The following is a 15,102-nucleotide window of genomic DNA, read 5'->3' on the forward strand; positions in this document are numbered from 1 at the left end:
AAAAAACTTTTTATTATCTCACAACTATAGAAGATTTAAGAATTGTTAATATTTATTAACTTAAATATATAAAAAGAATACATAGAAAAATCTTATACCTACATTTTATTTTTTGAAAGTTTCATACTTCTCTTTATTAACAATTACAAATATTGTTCAGGATATTCATAATGCCTACTGAAAGTAAATACTTTGTAAGTCTTTTTGGCTTATTGGGTGGTCTGCTAACTTCAAGCGGTCTCTACGCAGCTGTACCTGCATTTTCTACGCAATCTCCCTGGATGTTGGGCGACTGGAATAGCAACAGAACTCAGCTTGAACAGCAAGGCTATCAATTTAGTTTGGGTTATACAGGTGAAATGGCAAGCCTTATAGATGCAAAGAATAATGATAAACATAAAACTGAATACACCGACCAGTTTGCTCTAGGCGCACATTTTGATCTGGAAAAAATTATGGGTTGGGAGGATACAGAAGCCCAGATTACTGTTACTCACCGGAATGGCCGTTCACTTTCGCAGACACATGAGGCCCTACAGGGACATTTGAGTTCAGTACAGGAAGTCTGGGGACGTGGGCAAACTTGGCGTCTGACTGATTTATGGATAAAAAAACAGTTTTTAGACCAGAAGTTAGATATTAAAGTTGGCCGGTTCGGTGAAGGCGAAGATTTTAACAGTTTTGACTGTGATTTCCAGAATCTTACTTTTTGTGGTTCACAGGTAGGTAACTGGGTGGGTGACCAGTGGTATAACTGGCCTGTGAGTCAATGGGCCATGCGAGTTAAATACCAGGTACAGCCAGAACTTTATGGCCAAGTAGGAGTATATGAATATAACCCTGAAAATCTGAAACGTAGTAAAGGATTTAACTTGAGTACAGATGGTTCCAAAGGTGCAATTATTCCTGTAGAACTGGTCTGGCAGCCTAGAGCGTTTTTACAACAGTTACCAGGTGAATACCGCCTTGGTTATTATTATAGTACCGCAGATGTAGAAGAAATTGAAAACCCTATAAAAAATAGCCATAAACAGGGAATGTGGGCAGTAATTCAGCAGAAACTTACTCAGCCTGAACCTGATTCGAATCGTGGTCTAAAAGGCTTTATTAATCTTACCCTGCATGATGATGCAACCAATACTATAGATAACATGCAAAATATTGGTCTGGTCTATACCGGTCTTAGCTTACAACGCCCAGATGATCAGCTCGCTATAGCATTTGGCCGGATTTCTGTGAGTGACAAGGTCCAAACCGGTCAACATGAAGAATATGATGCCGAGCTTTACTATGGTATTCACGCTACAAACTGGCTTACTCTTCGCCCGAATATTCAGTACATCCGTCATGTCGGTGGTTATAAGAATGGCGAAAATGTCTGGGTCGGTGGTTTAAAACTACAGGCTGCTTTTTAATTATATGTTGATTCTTATTAAAGGATTTGATGAACCCTGTTCTATCTTGATGAAAATGCTTAACTCACTAAAAAACTTAAAACTAGGGGGAGATCACAGAAAATGAATCGTGCATCTTCAAGGTCAAAAATGAATCTGATTACCGTGTTCATTTTTACAATTATCGGAATCGGATTGCTCATCGGCGGTATATGGCTCGCCGCAATTGGCGGCTCGATATATTATATTATTGCTGCCGTTCTTATGTTACTTACTGCCTTCTTGCTATATAAAGGCAGAATTTCAGCATTACTGGTATATGCCGCTTTAGTGCTTGGAACTGTAATCTGGGCCATCTGGGAAGTTGGAACCGACTTTTGGGCCCTTGCACCACGTCTGGATATTCTAGGCTTGCTTGGTCTCTGGTTGTTAATTCCAGCAGTTACCTACAACTTTATAAATCGCAAGCCGGCAATCATGGCTTTGGGTGCAGTACTGGCCTTGACAATTTTAGTCATGATTTACTCAATATTTAATGACCCGCAAGAGATTCATGGTGAGTTAAAAGCACAGCAGCCAGCTCAAGGGCAAGCTCTTCCTGGTATACCCCCTGAAGACTGGCCGGCATATGGTCGTACCCAGTCAGGTTTGCGCTATTCTCCCCTAGCTCAGATTAATGCTGACAATGTTAAAGATCTTAAAGTCGCATGGACCTATCGGACCCGTGACTTTAAAACTGACAAGGACTCTGGAGAAACTACAAATCAGGTGACGCCAATTAAAGTTGGCAATAACATGTATATTTGTACTACCCACCAGTTTCTGGTGGCTCTTGATCCCGCTACAGGTAAGGAAAAATGGCGTTTTGATCCAAAACTCAAAACAGATCCAAGTTTTCAGCATTTAACCTGTCGGGGTGTTTCTTACTATGATCAGAACAATACTGCCGAGTTTGCTACAAGCCTGCAGGGCCGTACGTCTACCTCTGCGATATGTCCACGTAAGGTGATCTTGCCTGTTAATGATGGGCGCCTTGTTGCTATTAATGCAGATAATGGTCAGCGCTGTACAGATTTTGGTGAAAATGGTGAAGTTAACCTTCAGCTCTATATGCCAAATGCTTATCCGGGCGGCTATAACCCAACCTCGCCTCCTATTGTAACTGGCAGTACGATCATTATTGCAGGTTCTGTAACCGACAACCTGTCAATTAAAGAGCCTTCAGGAGTTATTCGCGGCTATGACGTAAATACAGGTAAACTGCTCTGGGTATTTGATACAGGCGCAGCCGATCCAAATGCCATGCCAACGACTGGTGGTACATATGTACATAACTCGCCAAATGCCTGGGCACCTCTTGCATATGACTCTCAACTGGATATCGTTTATATTCCAACTGGTGTTTCTACCCCAGATATTTGGGGTGGTCACCGCACACCACAAATGGAACGCTATGCAAATGCCGTAGTAGCTCTCAATGCAAGCACAGGTAAACTTGTCTGGTCATTCCAGACTACACATCATGACTTGTGGGATATGGATGTACCTTCACAGCCTACTCTTGTTGATGTAAAAGCTAAAAATGGTCAAATAGTGCCTGCAATTTATGCGCCGACAAAAACCGGTCATATCTTTGTACTGGATCGCCGTACTGGCCAGCCGGTAGTTCCTGTTCATGAAGAACCGGTTCCACAAGGTGCAGCTAAAGGTGATTGGGTATCTAAGACTCAACCGATTTCCGAGTTTACCTTCCGCCCTAAAAATCATCTGACAGATAAAGATATGTGGGGCGCGACTATGTTTGACCAGCTAATGTGTCGTGTAATGTTCCATAGCCTGGACTATAAGGGCCCTTATACACCTCCTTCTGAAAATGGAACCATCGTATTCCCAGGTAATCTTGGTATGTTTGAATGGGGTGGTATCTCTGTGAATCCGGACCGTCAGGTGGCCGTAATGAATCCAATGGCATTACCATTCGTATCTAAACTCATTCCACGTGGTCCGGGTAATCCGATCTGGCCTGAAGGTGGAGTAAAAGGTACAGGCACAGAGTCAGGCATTCAACCACAATACGGTGTTCCGTATGGCGTAGAAATTAATGCATTCCTCTCTCCTTTAGGTTTACCTTGCAAGCAGCCAGCATGGGGTTATATTGCCGGTGTAGATCTGGATAACCATCAGATAGCATGGAAGAAACGTGTAGGTACAATCCGTGATAGTCTGCCAGGTATTCCATTACCGCCATTTAAGTTAGGTGTACCAATGCTAGGTGGGCCAATTTCAACTGCTGGTAATGTGATGTTCCTTGCAGGTACTCAGGATAATTATATCCGCGCCTTTAATGTTTCCAATGGTGATGAGCTATGGAAAGCCCGTTTACCGGCAGGGGGTCAGGCTACACCTATGACCTACTCAATAAATGGCAAACAGTATGTAGTTATTATGGCAGGTGGGCATGGTTCTTTTGGAACCAAAATGGGTGATTATTTAATCGCTTATGCCTTGCCAGACTGACATTAGTACTAGATTATAATGAGTTAATAGGCCTCCTTGGAGGTCTATTAATTTTTCATCTGTATAAAAAATCAGCTTATTAATAGAAAAGATTTTTGCAATTAAAAATTGCATTTTAGGTATTTAATACATAAATAAAAATCTTTCTCCAAATAGATATGAAAAATAAAAGCTGAAGTAATCCTTATCAGTTACTTCAGCTTTTATTTTTAAAAGACAGTATCAAGTTAGAATTCGAACTGGTCTTTAATGGTTCCACATTTATGACATTGCTTGAGTTTATGTCCATCTTGTTTGGTAAATGACCAGACATGAAAGCATAACCAGCATTTCAATACTTGTTTAAGCATGTCCTTAACTCCTAAACAGTGAAATTCAATATACTCTTTTCAAAGTGCGTTATAAGCTTTCTTAAAGAAACGGAATTCTTGTCCTATAAAAAGTAACAAAATATTTGTGCAGAGATAACATAACCTTTTGATTGTTACATCTGAGAAGTTTTACTAGAGTGATGTTCATATAAGTCCCTTTTATAGTTAACCTTAAATCTTTTAGCCATTCTCACGACCATTCAACAGATGATTTATAATATTCCTGATATTTTTTAATTACGTTTTACTCTAATCAGTGACCTATGGCTGATCCACAACTTTCTTTAAGTGAATATTTATCTGGCGTACAGGAAATTATTCAGCTGACTTTTGACGAGTCCGTTTGGGTCAGGGCAGAAATACGTAATTTAAATATTAAAGGTGGCCACTATTATCTGGAACTTGCTGAAAAAGAACAGCAGAGCGATAAGGTCATTGCTAGTTGCCGGGCAACAATCTGGAAATTTAGTGCGGCAAACATTGTGCTTAAATTCGAGCGTGAAAGTGGAATAGAACTGTCTAAAGACTTAAATGTGCTTATTAAGGTCAAGGCTCGTTTTGATCCGCAATATGGGTTTTCAGTCAATATTGAAGATATAGATTCCAGCTTTACCCTAGGTGATATCGCCAGACAATATCAACAACTGGTTGAACGGTTAACTCAGGAAGGACTGATCGAACGAAACCGTCAGCTTGTTACGCCGTTTGATATCCAGCATGTACTGGTTATTGCCCCACAACAGGCTGCCGGTTTAGGTGACTTTAAAAAAGATGCTGATGTACTACAAAAATATGGTGTCTGCAATTTCATCTATCAAACAGCTACATTTCAGGGCCAAACAGCTCCAAAAAGTATTATAGAGGCTCTACGTAGTGCTCTGAAACACTGGGCTAATGATTTTAACTACCCTCCTGACCTGATTGTAATTATTCGCGGTGGCGGTGCTGTAAATGATTTGGCCTATTTAAATGATTATGAACTGGCTGCCCTTTTATGCAAACGTTCGGTTCCCGTATGGGTAGGTATCGGCCATGAAAAAGACCGGACTATTCTGGATGAAATTGCCCATCGCTCTTTTGATACCCCAAGTAAGGTTATTGCAGGAATTCGAAATACTATCAGTGAAAACGTACAGCAGGTTCAAAATACCTTTCAGCGTATTAAGACTTTATCTCAATATCAGCTTATGGTTTATCAGAGTCAAAATGATCAATATATGCGTTTAATCAGAACTTTATCTCATAGCCAGCTTTCTGAGTCAGCCAAAACCCTAGACGTTTTAAAGGATGTGGTCCATTGCTGTGCCCAGCAGCAAGTTCGTCAGACTAAACAACATATTGACAGCCTATTAAAAGAGATCTTACTGCAAAATCCAAGACATATTTTGAATAAGGGCTATGCAATTGTCCGGTATAATGGTAGGGCCATTCGTTCTGTGCAGCAATTAAATGTTATACAAAATATACAGCTCGAGCTGCAGGATGGTAAGATTCAGGCAGAAATTGTAAAAGGAAGTCAAAATGAATAATGAAGAACTCAGCTTTAAACAGGGTTATGAGATCTTGAAAAAGAATGCCGAGTTTCTGGAAACTCAGGAAGAACCAGACATTGATAATCTGATGGAGATTGTAGAAGAATCTATGCGAGCCTATAAGGCTTGTAAAAGTCGTGTAGAAGCAGTTCAGCAAGCATTAACAGAAACTTTCAAAGAGTGAAGATGGTTTAGCGGGATGAAAAGTATAATATGCTTAGTTTGGATATGTTAACGACCTGTTAAAACTTAACAACTTATAATTGAAATAGTCTAAAGCTGTCTTCATAGTCACTAATAAGAATAGAGTAATGATAGGAAATAAAATTATGAGCATAACTAAAAATCAACTACATGACCGCATTAAAGATTTACAGGTTCGTGCCTATAATATTTCGGAAAAATTGAATAATGCAGGGAATAAAGAATATCAGAGCAACCTGTTTATTCATTCCACAGGCAATGATGAAAGGATGGACTATGGTGTCGATTCAGCATGGTATGCCAAACTTTCTAATAAAAATGAATCTGTGAGAGATAATCTGGAAGTAATTTATCGCACTCTTATTGATAATGACTACAGTGATAACGAATTAAAAATTTTATCGGACAAACTGGATCATTATACGCAAGAACTTACAGCCATTGAGCAGGAATATCATCGCTAACTTTTGGAATTAATTTATTATATTGTAGAATACCAGACAGTTTCTGACATCTGGTATTCTTTAAAAATAATCATCAGGTAAAAATATCTATGCAATTTTTTGATTCTACTACAGCTATCATGCTAATAGTTACTATCATCCTTCTTCTGTTGGTTCGCTATTATTTTAAAAAATAATTTTCTCTCAACCTGACTTGGTTAGCAAAAATTTTATTTTATATATCTGTACTGCAGCTTTTTATGTAGTTAGCTGTACCTCTATTTCGAGTAATTTTAAAGTAGATAAGAAATTATAAATATAGTAGAGCATTATGTGTGCTAATTATTTACCTATCCGACCTGAACATGCACATTTACTAGATTTACCGCAAATGACATTTGACTATCAGGCTGAAGTCTATCCTAGTGATCGGAGTCCGATCATTATTGCTCCAGAACAACAGCCTGAATGGCGCCGTGCCATATTTGGTCTGGTTCCGGTTTGGGCAGAGGATTTAAAAACAGTACAAAAAACTTTTAATGCCCGGAGTGAAACTGCAAGCGAGAAACCAAGTTTCAGACATGCGTGGAAATCAGGCCAGTTTGCACTCATTCCAGTTGAAGTATTTTTTGAGCCTCGCTATATCGAGGGAAAAGCACAACGCTGGGGAATTTATCGTAAAGATGGGCAACCTTTTACAATAGCAGCAATTTATGAGCGCACAAAACTTGAAAAAGAGTTTATACATTCTATGTCTATGCTCACTATAAATGCTGAGAAGCATCCATTAATGTCACAGTTTCATAAGCCAGGAAAAGAAAAACGCTCTGTTGTAGTGATTTCACCCGAGCTACGTCTAGCTTGGTTACAAGCTACCCATCAAGAAACTCAAAATTTTTTAACCAGCTTTCCTGCTGAAGACTTTATAGCTGAACATATGCCCTATTCAGCACAGCACGATTTTAATATCAATTCATTCTAAACGCAGTATAACTCTATCTTAGATCATAAAAATATTCTTGATCAGCTGGTTTAAGCTTTAACAGTTAGCTTTCTCAACTATTGTTAATAAAATATGAAAATTTCTTATTGCGAAATTAATTTCTATTTAGCAAAATATAATAAAGACTTAAATAAACTATTTTGGAGAATATATGGAATTTAAAAATGGATTTGAATTTCTGATGGCCATAAAGAATGGGAAAATCAAGAGTCCTGCTGCTATGGCTCAAACTATTCCTATGCGTATTATTGATGTGCAGCCTGGTCATATTAAATATGCAGTTACACCAGATGAACGTCATCTTAATTTACAGGGTTTAATTCATGGTGGCTTCTGTGCCACAGTACTAGATACAGCAACTGGAGGTGCAGTTCATACAACTGTTGAGAATGGAGTAAGTTTTGCGACACTGGATTTGAATGTCAAAATGATTCGGCCTTTACAGAAATATAAAACATATATTGCCATTGGGGATGTAATTAATACGGGACGTAATATTTTAACGTCTGAAGCTCGTATAGTTGATGAGAGTGATAAAGTGTATGCTTTTGGTTCAGCTACTCTTATGATTACTAATCGTTCTTGAATTTTTTATGAGCTTTATGTTGGGAGGTTTGCTTTAAAAATTTAAAACTATACTTAGGCTATTTAATTGAGAATTAATTTACTTAGGCTATTACTTTAGTAGAGCAATAAATCTTACTGAGGGATCGTAGATTGCTTCACTGCTCGGTAATCATAGCGATCAAATAAAAAAATGAGTAATGCGATGCAGACTCCTAATATTACACATACTGGCCAGCCTCCATGTTTCCAGAAAAAGACCGCCAAAAATGAACCTATAGCTGCGCCACCAAAGTACATCGTCATATAAATTGAATTAATCCTTGAACGTGCTGTAGCTGAAATCCGGTAAACCAGATTCTGATTTAATACATGCAAGGCAGAAAGCCCGAAATAGGCTAAAATCACCCCTACTCCATACATCCATAATGATTGCTGAGCAAAATAGAGTGGTAACCAAGATATGATTAATAAACAGATGCATATGCGTGCTACATGGTCATCTTGACCACGGCTGATGAGTTTACCTGCCCAAGGTGTAGCAAAAACCCCTGCTAAACCTACAATTCCAAAAAGGCCAATCTGAAAATCGTTAAAATGGTAAGGAGCATTTGCTAAAAGAAAGGTCATCGTTGTAAAGATAAGAGTAAGCATGCCAAAGCCGAGTCCTCCTACAATACCCCTACGGATCAGATGGGGTTCATGAACAGCAAAGCTGAATAAAGACTGGTAAATTTTCCATATTGTTAAGCCAGATACTTTATTGGACTGAGGCAAGCGTTTCCACATCACCAGTGCAAATAAAAGTATGGTTATACCACTACCCAGATAAATATAGTGCCAAGACCACATGGTAGAGACTAACCCGGCTATTGTTCGGGCGGAAAGTATTACCATCAGTAAACCACTCATCAGTATACCAACAAGTTCAGCACTTTTACGCGGACATACCAGATTGGAAATGAAGGGAATAAGTACCTGAGCTGCTATAGAAAAGAATGTGGCTAAAAATGTAAAACCATAAAGTACAGAAACTGAATGACTCATGGAAAGCCCAATCTGGGCAATTCCGGTTAAACACATGAGCAGGCAGATAAAACCCCGTTTCTCAAAAAGGTCTCCTAAGGGAACCAATACAAATAAACCGGCAGCATATGAAAGCTGACTAATCACAATTGTAAAGGCTGCCTGTTCTGCACTCACTGAAAGGCTTTCTGAAATTGAATATATTAATGGCTGATTAAAATAATTTGAGCCGGCGCATAAACCACAGGTAATTGCCAGCATCAGAATCAGACCTCGTGACAGGTCATAATGTTCTGGCTGGCTATTTGGCATAAATGACATCCTTGTCTGGTTAAATTAAAACTTATAACGTGCTGACATATTAACACGTGAAATATCTGCTTCTTTTCCTGCAAAGTTTTCACGTTTACCATGATGATATTCTACACCCAGATCTACGTGCTCCACTGGGGTATAAAATGCATTAACTACATGGTCAGTCAGGCGTTTATTACTTTCTGGATTGGCTTTGGCATATGCACTGTTATCATCATATTGCAGTAATGAAGTTGCAATATTTGCTCGCCACTGGTCATTAAATTTATGAGAGTAACCAATACTCAGGCTATCAAATTCATTTAACAGTATCTCATTATTATCTGTATTTACAGAGAAGTCGCCGCCCCAGTTTGCGTTATCCGAGGTTGAACCCTGATTGGTATAAAATACAAACTTCTGGTCACCTTTTACATGGTAATAGTTCGCCTGAACTGATTGCTGAGCATTAAATTTATATTTAGCACCCGCTCCTACACCCCAACTGACTTTTTCAATATCACCAGTGGTAGCTTGTGCCTGCTTCTCGTTGATGAAGCCCTGCCCCATCAAATGCAATGGTCCATTCTTGTAAGTGTATTTACTGGTCAGGCTTGGAAATTCTGAAGTTCTTTCACCTGAATACTCAAGAGCCATCTGCAATGTATGTGCGGGGCTAAACTGCCACTGATAGCGGACTTGTGGATCACGCAGGATTGAAGCACCGAGTAACTGGGTAAAATCAACTGACTCAGTAATTGTTTCCATATTCGACATAAGCGACCATGTCTGACCAAATAACCAGTCATCGAAACTGACATAAGCATGACATATCCTGAGTTTACCGTCACCTTTACCACTGTCCACCCAAAAGTCGGCTTCCAGCTTGGCTTTAACATCTTTACGTCCCCCCAGATGATTAATGTCTACTCCAAAGCGGCTGGCGGCTACGGTAAAATCTGAACGGTTTCCCCCAACTCCATCAAAAGGGACACTATTAATCTTATTACTGGTACGCCCTCCGCTTGAACGGCCTGTTGTACTTTTAAAGTCTACAGCACCATCCATACGCAAGATGCCATAAAAATCGACATTGTCTTTCCATGAGGAAGTATTAATTTTCTGTGTTAAAGCGCGATCTTCCTGCTGCTGTGCTTGCAAAACATTTTGTTGCTGTTTTTGCTCTTTAAGCTCGGTCTTTAAGCGCTGTAATTCATTTTCCAACAGTAAAATACGCTGCTTGGTAGAATCGGCGAAAATACTCCCTGAGGCCGCAGCACAGGCTGCAGCTAAAATCATTTTTTTCATTCTTTAATCCTTAAAGATATTAAATCCGTATAAAAAGCTTTTTAAGTTCTGGCGTCGGCAAGTGCACATCCAGTCATAGACTGCAATTCTTCAAAACTTAAGCCTTCAACTATTTCCTTAACTAATGCTTTGCCATTGCTGAGTTCAATAATGCAGAGATCAGTATAAATCCGGTTCACACATTGCTCCCCTGTTACGGGATAAGTCAGTGCATTAACCACTTTAGGCTCACCATGCTTAGTCACATGTTCCATACATACGAAAATAGTTTTTGCGCCGACTGCAAGATCCATTGCACCACCTACAGCTGGTACTGCATCTGCTTCACCAGTATGCCAGTTGGCCAGGTCACCATTTACTGCAACTTGAAAAGCCCCCAGCACACAAATATCCAGATGCCCGCCGCGCATGATGTCAAATGAGTCACCATGATGCATAAAACAGCCACCATCCAGTAAAGTGACAAATTCTTTCCCTGCATTAATGAGATCAGGGTCTTCTTGTCCTGGCTCTGGTGGTGCACCAAAAGCCAATATACCGTTTTCTGAATGCAGAATAATTTCCCGGTCTGTTGGCAGGTATTTAGAAACTTTTGTTGGCAGACCTATGCCTAGATTTACATAAGAACCATCGGGGATATCTTGTGCAATTAACTGTACAATTTGCTCACGTGTACGCTTCTGGATACTCATGCGCCACCTCCTGGCAACTGAAATACATGCTGAACGAAAATTCCTGGTGTGATGACACACTCAGGATCTAATGTACCCAGCTCAACAATTTCATGAACCTGAGCAATTGTGATCTCTGCAGCTTTAGCCATAAGGGGTCCAAAGTTTCGCGCAGCTTTTCGATAAGTCAGATTACCCCAACGGTCTGCTTTGTCTGCATAGATCAGTGCATAGTCAGCTTCAATCGGATATTCAAGTACATAAGCTTTGCCTTTGATAATACGGGTTTCCTTACCTTCAGCAATCTTGGTCCCATAACCGGTCGGAGTAAATACTGCTCCCAGTCCAGCACCAGCTGCCTGAATCCGGCAGGCCAGATTGCCCTGTGGTACTAGCTCCAGCTCTATTTTTCCTGCTTTATAAAGTTCATCAAATACTTTGGTATTATTAGCTTTTGGGAAAGAACAGATCATTTTTTTGACCAGTCCAGCCATTAATAGCTTGGTCAGACCACGGTCACCTGAGGCTGCATTATTATTGATAATGGTCAGGTCGCGTGGGCCAAAGTCAATCAGGGCCTCAATGAGTTCAACTGGTTGTCCAGCTAGTCCAAAGCCGCTTGTCATGATACTGGCCCCGTCTGGAATACCCTTTAAAATCGTTTCAATATCCGGAGTGATTTTATTGATCATCTGAACTTTTACCTTCTCAAATATAAAAAAAGAGCAATGGTAAATACCATTACTCTGCTTTTTGAGGATTATATAAACGGTCTTTAATAAACAAGGCTGGAATTAAACCGCAAAGAAAATAGGCTACACCCATAATCAACAGACCTGTACCTATGGAACCGCCTTGTGCAAAGTAGCCAATAGTAACCGGCGCAAGTACTGCACCCAGACGGCCAATATTGTATGCACCGCCTACAGCTGTACCTCGAACCTTGGTTGGAAAGCTCTCTGTCATATAAGTTGCATTGATTCCGTATGGAATACCGTACAGAAAACCGAATAACAGCATTAGCCATAAAATATTGTCAGGCGTATTACCAAATACAATGATGGGAATAAAGATTGCTGTGCCCATTGTACCGAAGGCAAATACAGCACGGCGTCCAATCCGGTCTGCAATATAGCCTGCAATAATTTTTGTACAGATCATGATAAAGAATGTGCCGATCATATACATGGTCATTTCTTTAAACTTGATACCAAGATCGGATTCTAAATAGGCTGGCAACCAGTTACTTACCCCATAATAGCCGAACTGTAGAAAAGCAGTACTGAATGACCACAGGATGAACATGCGGCGGTTCATGACATCTGCAAAAATTGTCTTGAAAGCACCTTTAGGTTTAGGTTGGCTCTGATCTACTGAAGTGGTAGTGGTGAGGCGCTGGGCACGTGCATCTTTCCATGACTGTGGTTCAGGCACCAGAAAGTGCATGGCTACTGCCAGAACAATAGGAATAATTGAAATATAAAACAGCATGCGCCAGCCGAATTCAGGAATAAGCCAGCCTGCAAGTACCGTAGCCACAATTGAACCCAAGGTCCAGCCAGTCATAAGGGCAGCTAATACAGTCGAACGATATTTTGTGGGCACATATTCAGCCATTAAGGTGTTACAGGCAATGTAGAGTGCCCCTAAACCAATCGCTGAAATAAAACGTAGTGTCACAAATTGCTGGTAACTTTGTGCAAAGCCCAGCCAGCAGGTCAGCAACGAGAATAAGGTAATTGCAATAACAATAACCCGCACCCGTCCAAAACGGTCACAGGCCCAGCCACCAAAGAAGCCACCAATTGCCATGCCTGCCAGTGTCCAGCTTCCGAGTGCGCCTGCCTGTATACTGCTTAAACCAAATTCAGCTTTCAGACTGGTTAGACTATAAGATAAAAAAGCAATATCAGCGCCATCAACCAATAAAGCCAGGAAGGAAAAAATAAAAGCAAATTTCCAGACTTTTGCATTTCTTGTGTTATCTGTTTTTTGAACAGCCTGATCCATCATGTCCATTTCCTTGTAATAAAAGGCATCTTAGCTCTGATGCCTTATCCCCATCATGTCCTCATTACGAAGACACTTCTTTAATCATATTGCGTGCAATAATAATTTGCTGAATCTGTGTAGTTCCTTCATAAAGACGGAACAGGCGTACATCCCGATAGAAACGTTCAATGCTGTATTCACTGATATAGCCAGCTCCTCCATGAATCTGTACACAGCGGTCTGCAACCCGGCCACACATTTCCGTTGCGAACATTTTTGAGCATGAAGCTTCCGTACTGATATTTTCACCCTGGTCACGACGCCGGGCAGCATCGAGCACCATACATTTGGCTGCATAGATTTCAGCCTTGGAATCTGCCAGCATGGCCTGGATTAACTGGAAACTGGCAATTGGCTGACCGAACTGTTTACGTTCAACGGCATACCGCAATGCGTCATCCAGCATACGTTCTGCTACCCCTACACTATAGGCTCCAATATGCAGACGTCCTTTATCGAGGACTTTCATGGCAGTTTTAAAACCGACCCCTTCCACTCCTCCAATCAATGCAGAGGCGGGGACACGACAGTTTTCAAAGATGACGTCACAGGTATGTGAACCCTTCTGCCCCATTTTCTGATCAATTTTTCCAAGAGTAATACCTGGATTATCGGCTTCAACTAGAAAGGCAGAAATACCGCCTGAGCCTTTAATTTCAGGATTGGTTCTGGCCATTACGGTAAAGGTTGCAGCATGTGGAGCATTGGTGATATAGCGTTTAGTGCCATTCAGGATATAAAAATCGCCATCTTTCACTGCAGTCGTTCGTAAAGATGCAGCATCAGAACCCGATTCCGGTTCAGTCAGGCAAAACGAACCGATGATTTCACCACTGGCATAGCGTGGTAAATACTTCTGTTTTTGCTCTTCAGTGCCATCAATCAAGATTGCGCTAGAACCAATACCATTATTTGTTCCAATAAGTGAACGGAAGGCTGGTGAAGTGCGACCCAGTTCAAAGGCAACTCGTACCTCTTCCTCCATAGTAATTCCTAAACCGCCATACTCTTCAGGGATAGTGAGTCCAAATAAACCGAGTTCACGCATTTTCTGGATGAGGTCTTCAGGAATTTTATCTGCTTCGGCAACTTCGTGTTCACGTGGAATAAGTTCATTTTTAACAAAATTTCGAATCGTTGAAAGCAGCTGTTCAAGCATTCCTTCATCACGGATCATCAGAGATCTCCCTACCTATTTATTTTAAACGCTCTAGATTTTTCACTTCATTTAGATTTCACAATGAAAAATCTGGTTTTACTTATGCTGTTCTGAATAGTAAAAGATAAAATGCACAAAATTCAAGCTTTTTTGAAAATTAATTTCGTCGAGCGAAATTAATATTTTTAATTAATATAAATCAAATAATTAATAAAATAATAAAAATGTTTTTAATTCTACTTCGAAATTAATTGCAAAAAAATTTAGACATAACAGGATAAAAAGAATATAGTTTTGCTATACGAAATAAAGTAATCAATATAATTAAGACCTAGGAATCAAGAGTTAAAGGCAATACTTGTCTTTTTCATTGCACTGAAATTTTAAGCTAAAACATAAAAACCCAGTGCTTTTCTAGAATCTTAATTAAGAAGATGGAATGTAAGAAATCCCAAATTTATAGGCCTTATATGTACTCATCATTGACTGCTAAGCTCTTCACAGATTGAACTGATAAATAAATGTAGCATGATGAATGATTTATAAGCCTTAAGCCGTAGTGAT

At 40.0% G+C, this 15,102-nt stretch carries 14 protein-coding genes; 7 read left to right on the forward strand and 7 right to left on the reverse strand.

Features of this window, described 5'->3' with window-relative positions; translation table 11 throughout:
* The first annotated feature begins 170 nt into the window (after positions 1-170).
* Positions 171-1,415, forward strand: a complete 1,245-nt coding sequence (locus J502_RS12865) for a carbohydrate porin (protein WP_005014201.1) — start codon at positions 171-173, stop codon at positions 1,413-1,415.
* Positions 1,416-1,517: 102 nt separating this feature from the next.
* Positions 1,518-3,911 (forward strand): glucose/quinate/shikimate family membrane-bound PQQ-dependent dehydrogenase, encoded by a 2,394-nt coding sequence (locus J502_RS12870; protein ID WP_005014199.1) that lies wholly within the window; start codon positions 1,518-1,520, stop codon positions 3,909-3,911.
* Between the two features lie 227 nt (positions 3,912-4,138).
* Here J502_RS12870 and J502_RS17215 read toward each other — a convergent pair whose 3' ends face one another.
* Positions 4,139-4,261: a hypothetical protein gene (locus J502_RS17215; RefSeq protein ID WP_005404932.1), complete on the reverse strand. Its 123-nt coding sequence runs from the start codon at positions 4,259-4,261 to the stop codon at positions 4,139-4,141.
* 284 nt (positions 4,262-4,545) lie between these two features.
* Here J502_RS17215 and xseA point away from each other — a divergent pair, with 284 nt between their 5' ends.
* The 5 genes from xseA to J502_RS12895 all read left to right on the forward strand — a co-directional run bounded on the left by xseA (position 4,546) and on the right by J502_RS12895 (position 8,050).
* Positions 4,546-5,811: an exodeoxyribonuclease VII large subunit gene (gene xseA, locus J502_RS12875; protein WP_005014196.1), complete on the forward strand. Its 1,266-nt coding sequence runs from the start codon at positions 4,546-4,548 to the stop codon at positions 5,809-5,811.
* A complete protein-coding gene (xseB, locus tag J502_RS12880) occupies positions 5,804-5,998 on the forward strand; it encodes an exodeoxyribonuclease VII small subunit (protein ID WP_005014193.1) in 195 nt (64 codons plus the stop codon). Before xseA ends, xseB begins: the two co-directional genes overlap by 8 nt.
* A 145-nt stretch (positions 5,999-6,143) precedes the next feature.
* Positions 6,144-6,482 carry a hypothetical protein gene (locus J502_RS12885; RefSeq protein WP_005014192.1) on the forward strand — a complete coding sequence of 113 codons (339 nt, stop codon included), beginning with the start codon at positions 6,144-6,146 and terminating at the stop codon, positions 6,480-6,482.
* Positions 6,483-6,792: 310 nt separating this feature from the next.
* Positions 6,793-7,443: an SOS response-associated peptidase gene (locus J502_RS12890; protein WP_034684387.1), complete on the forward strand. Its 651-nt coding sequence runs from the start codon at positions 6,793-6,795 to the stop codon at positions 7,441-7,443.
* A 172-nt stretch (positions 7,444-7,615) separates the two neighbouring features.
* Positions 7,616-8,050, forward strand: coding sequence for a PaaI family thioesterase (locus tag J502_RS12895; protein WP_005014190.1), 435 nt, complete (start codon positions 7,616-7,618; stop codon positions 8,048-8,050).
* Between the two features lie 113 nt (positions 8,051-8,163).
* Here the strand turns inward: J502_RS12895 and J502_RS12900 are convergent, their stop codons facing one another.
* The 6 genes from J502_RS12900 to J502_RS12925 all read right to left on the reverse strand — a co-directional run bounded on the left by J502_RS12900 (position 8,164) and on the right by J502_RS12925 (position 14,556).
* Positions 8,164-9,366: an MFS transporter gene (locus tag J502_RS12900; protein ID WP_034684389.1), complete on the reverse strand. Its 1,203-nt coding sequence runs from the start codon at positions 9,364-9,366 to the stop codon at positions 8,164-8,166.
* 24 nt (positions 9,367-9,390) lie between these two features.
* A complete protein-coding gene (locus J502_RS12905) occupies positions 9,391-10,656 on the reverse strand; it encodes a DcaP family trimeric outer membrane transporter (RefSeq protein WP_034684391.1) in 1,266 nt (421 codons plus the stop codon).
* A gap of 41 nt (positions 10,657-10,697) precedes the next feature.
* The gene (locus J502_RS12910) at positions 10,698-11,348 is read right to left on the reverse strand and encodes a 3-oxoacid CoA-transferase subunit B (RefSeq protein ID WP_005014181.1); all 651 of its coding nucleotides are present in this window, start codon (positions 11,346-11,348) and stop codon (positions 10,698-10,700) included.
* Positions 11,345-12,019, reverse strand: coding sequence for a 3-oxoacid CoA-transferase subunit A (locus J502_RS12915; protein ID WP_005014179.1), 675 nt, complete (start codon positions 12,017-12,019; stop codon positions 11,345-11,347). Before J502_RS12915 ends, J502_RS12910 begins: the two co-directional genes overlap by 4 nt.
* A 49-nt stretch (positions 12,020-12,068) precedes the next feature.
* The gene (locus tag J502_RS12920; RefSeq protein WP_171072024.1) at positions 12,069-13,340 is read right to left on the reverse strand and encodes an MFS transporter; all 1,272 of its coding nucleotides are present in this window, start codon (positions 13,338-13,340) and stop codon (positions 12,069-12,071) included.
* A 61-nt stretch (positions 13,341-13,401) separates the two neighbouring features.
* Positions 13,402-14,556, reverse strand: a complete 1,155-nt coding sequence (locus J502_RS12925) for an acyl-CoA dehydrogenase family protein (protein ID WP_005014176.1) — start codon at positions 14,554-14,556, stop codon at positions 13,402-13,404.
* Positions 14,557-15,102 lie beyond the last annotated feature (546 nt).

This window comes from Acinetobacter sp. 1294596, from assembly GCF_000582925.1.
Classification (GTDB): domain Bacteria; phylum Pseudomonadota; class Gammaproteobacteria; order Pseudomonadales; family Moraxellaceae; genus Acinetobacter; species Acinetobacter radioresistens.

Bases quoted from the DNA above. Each gene is read 5' to 3' on its own strand.
- J502_RS12865 (WP_005014201.1), top strand. From the start codon at position 171: ATGCCTACTGAAAGTAAATACTTTGTAAGTCTTTTTGGCTTATTGGGT.
- J502_RS12870 (WP_005014199.1), top strand. From the start codon at position 1,518: ATGAATCGTGCATCTTCAAGGTCAAAAATGAATCTGATTACCGTGTTC.
- J502_RS17215 (WP_005404932.1), bottom strand. From the start codon at position 4,261: ATGCTTAAACAAGTATTGAAATGCTGGTTATGCTTTCATGTCTGGTCA.
- xseA (WP_005014196.1), top strand. From the start codon at position 4,546: ATGGCTGATCCACAACTTTCTTTAAGTGAATATTTATCTGGCGTACAG.
- xseB (WP_005014193.1), top strand. From the start codon at position 5,804: ATGAATAATGAAGAACTCAGCTTTAAACAGGGTTATGAGATCTTGAAA.
- J502_RS12885 (WP_005014192.1), top strand. From the start codon at position 6,144: ATGAGCATAACTAAAAATCAACTACATGACCGCATTAAAGATTTACAG.
- J502_RS12890 (WP_034684387.1), top strand. From the start codon at position 6,793: ATGTGTGCTAATTATTTACCTATCCGACCTGAACATGCACATTTACTA.
- J502_RS12895 (WP_005014190.1), top strand. From the start codon at position 7,616: ATGGAATTTAAAAATGGATTTGAATTTCTGATGGCCATAAAGAATGGG.
- J502_RS12900 (WP_034684389.1), bottom strand. From the start codon at position 9,366: ATGCCAAATAGCCAGCCAGAACATTATGACCTGTCACGAGGTCTGATT.
- J502_RS12905 (WP_034684391.1), bottom strand. From the start codon at position 10,656: ATGAAAAAAATGATTTTAGCTGCAGCCTGTGCTGCGGCCTCAGGGAGT.
- J502_RS12910 (WP_005014181.1), bottom strand. From the start codon at position 11,348: ATGAGTATCCAGAAGCGTACACGTGAGCAAATTGTACAGTTAATTGCA.
- J502_RS12915 (WP_005014179.1), bottom strand. From the start codon at position 12,019: ATGATCAATAAAATCACTCCGGATATTGAAACGATTTTAAAGGGTATT.
- J502_RS12920 (WP_171072024.1), bottom strand. From the start codon at position 13,340: ATGATGGATCAGGCTGTTCAAAAAACAGATAACACAAGAAATGCAAAA.
- J502_RS12925 (WP_005014176.1), bottom strand. From the start codon at position 14,556: ATGATCCGTGATGAAGGAATGCTTGAACAGCTGCTTTCAACGATTCGA.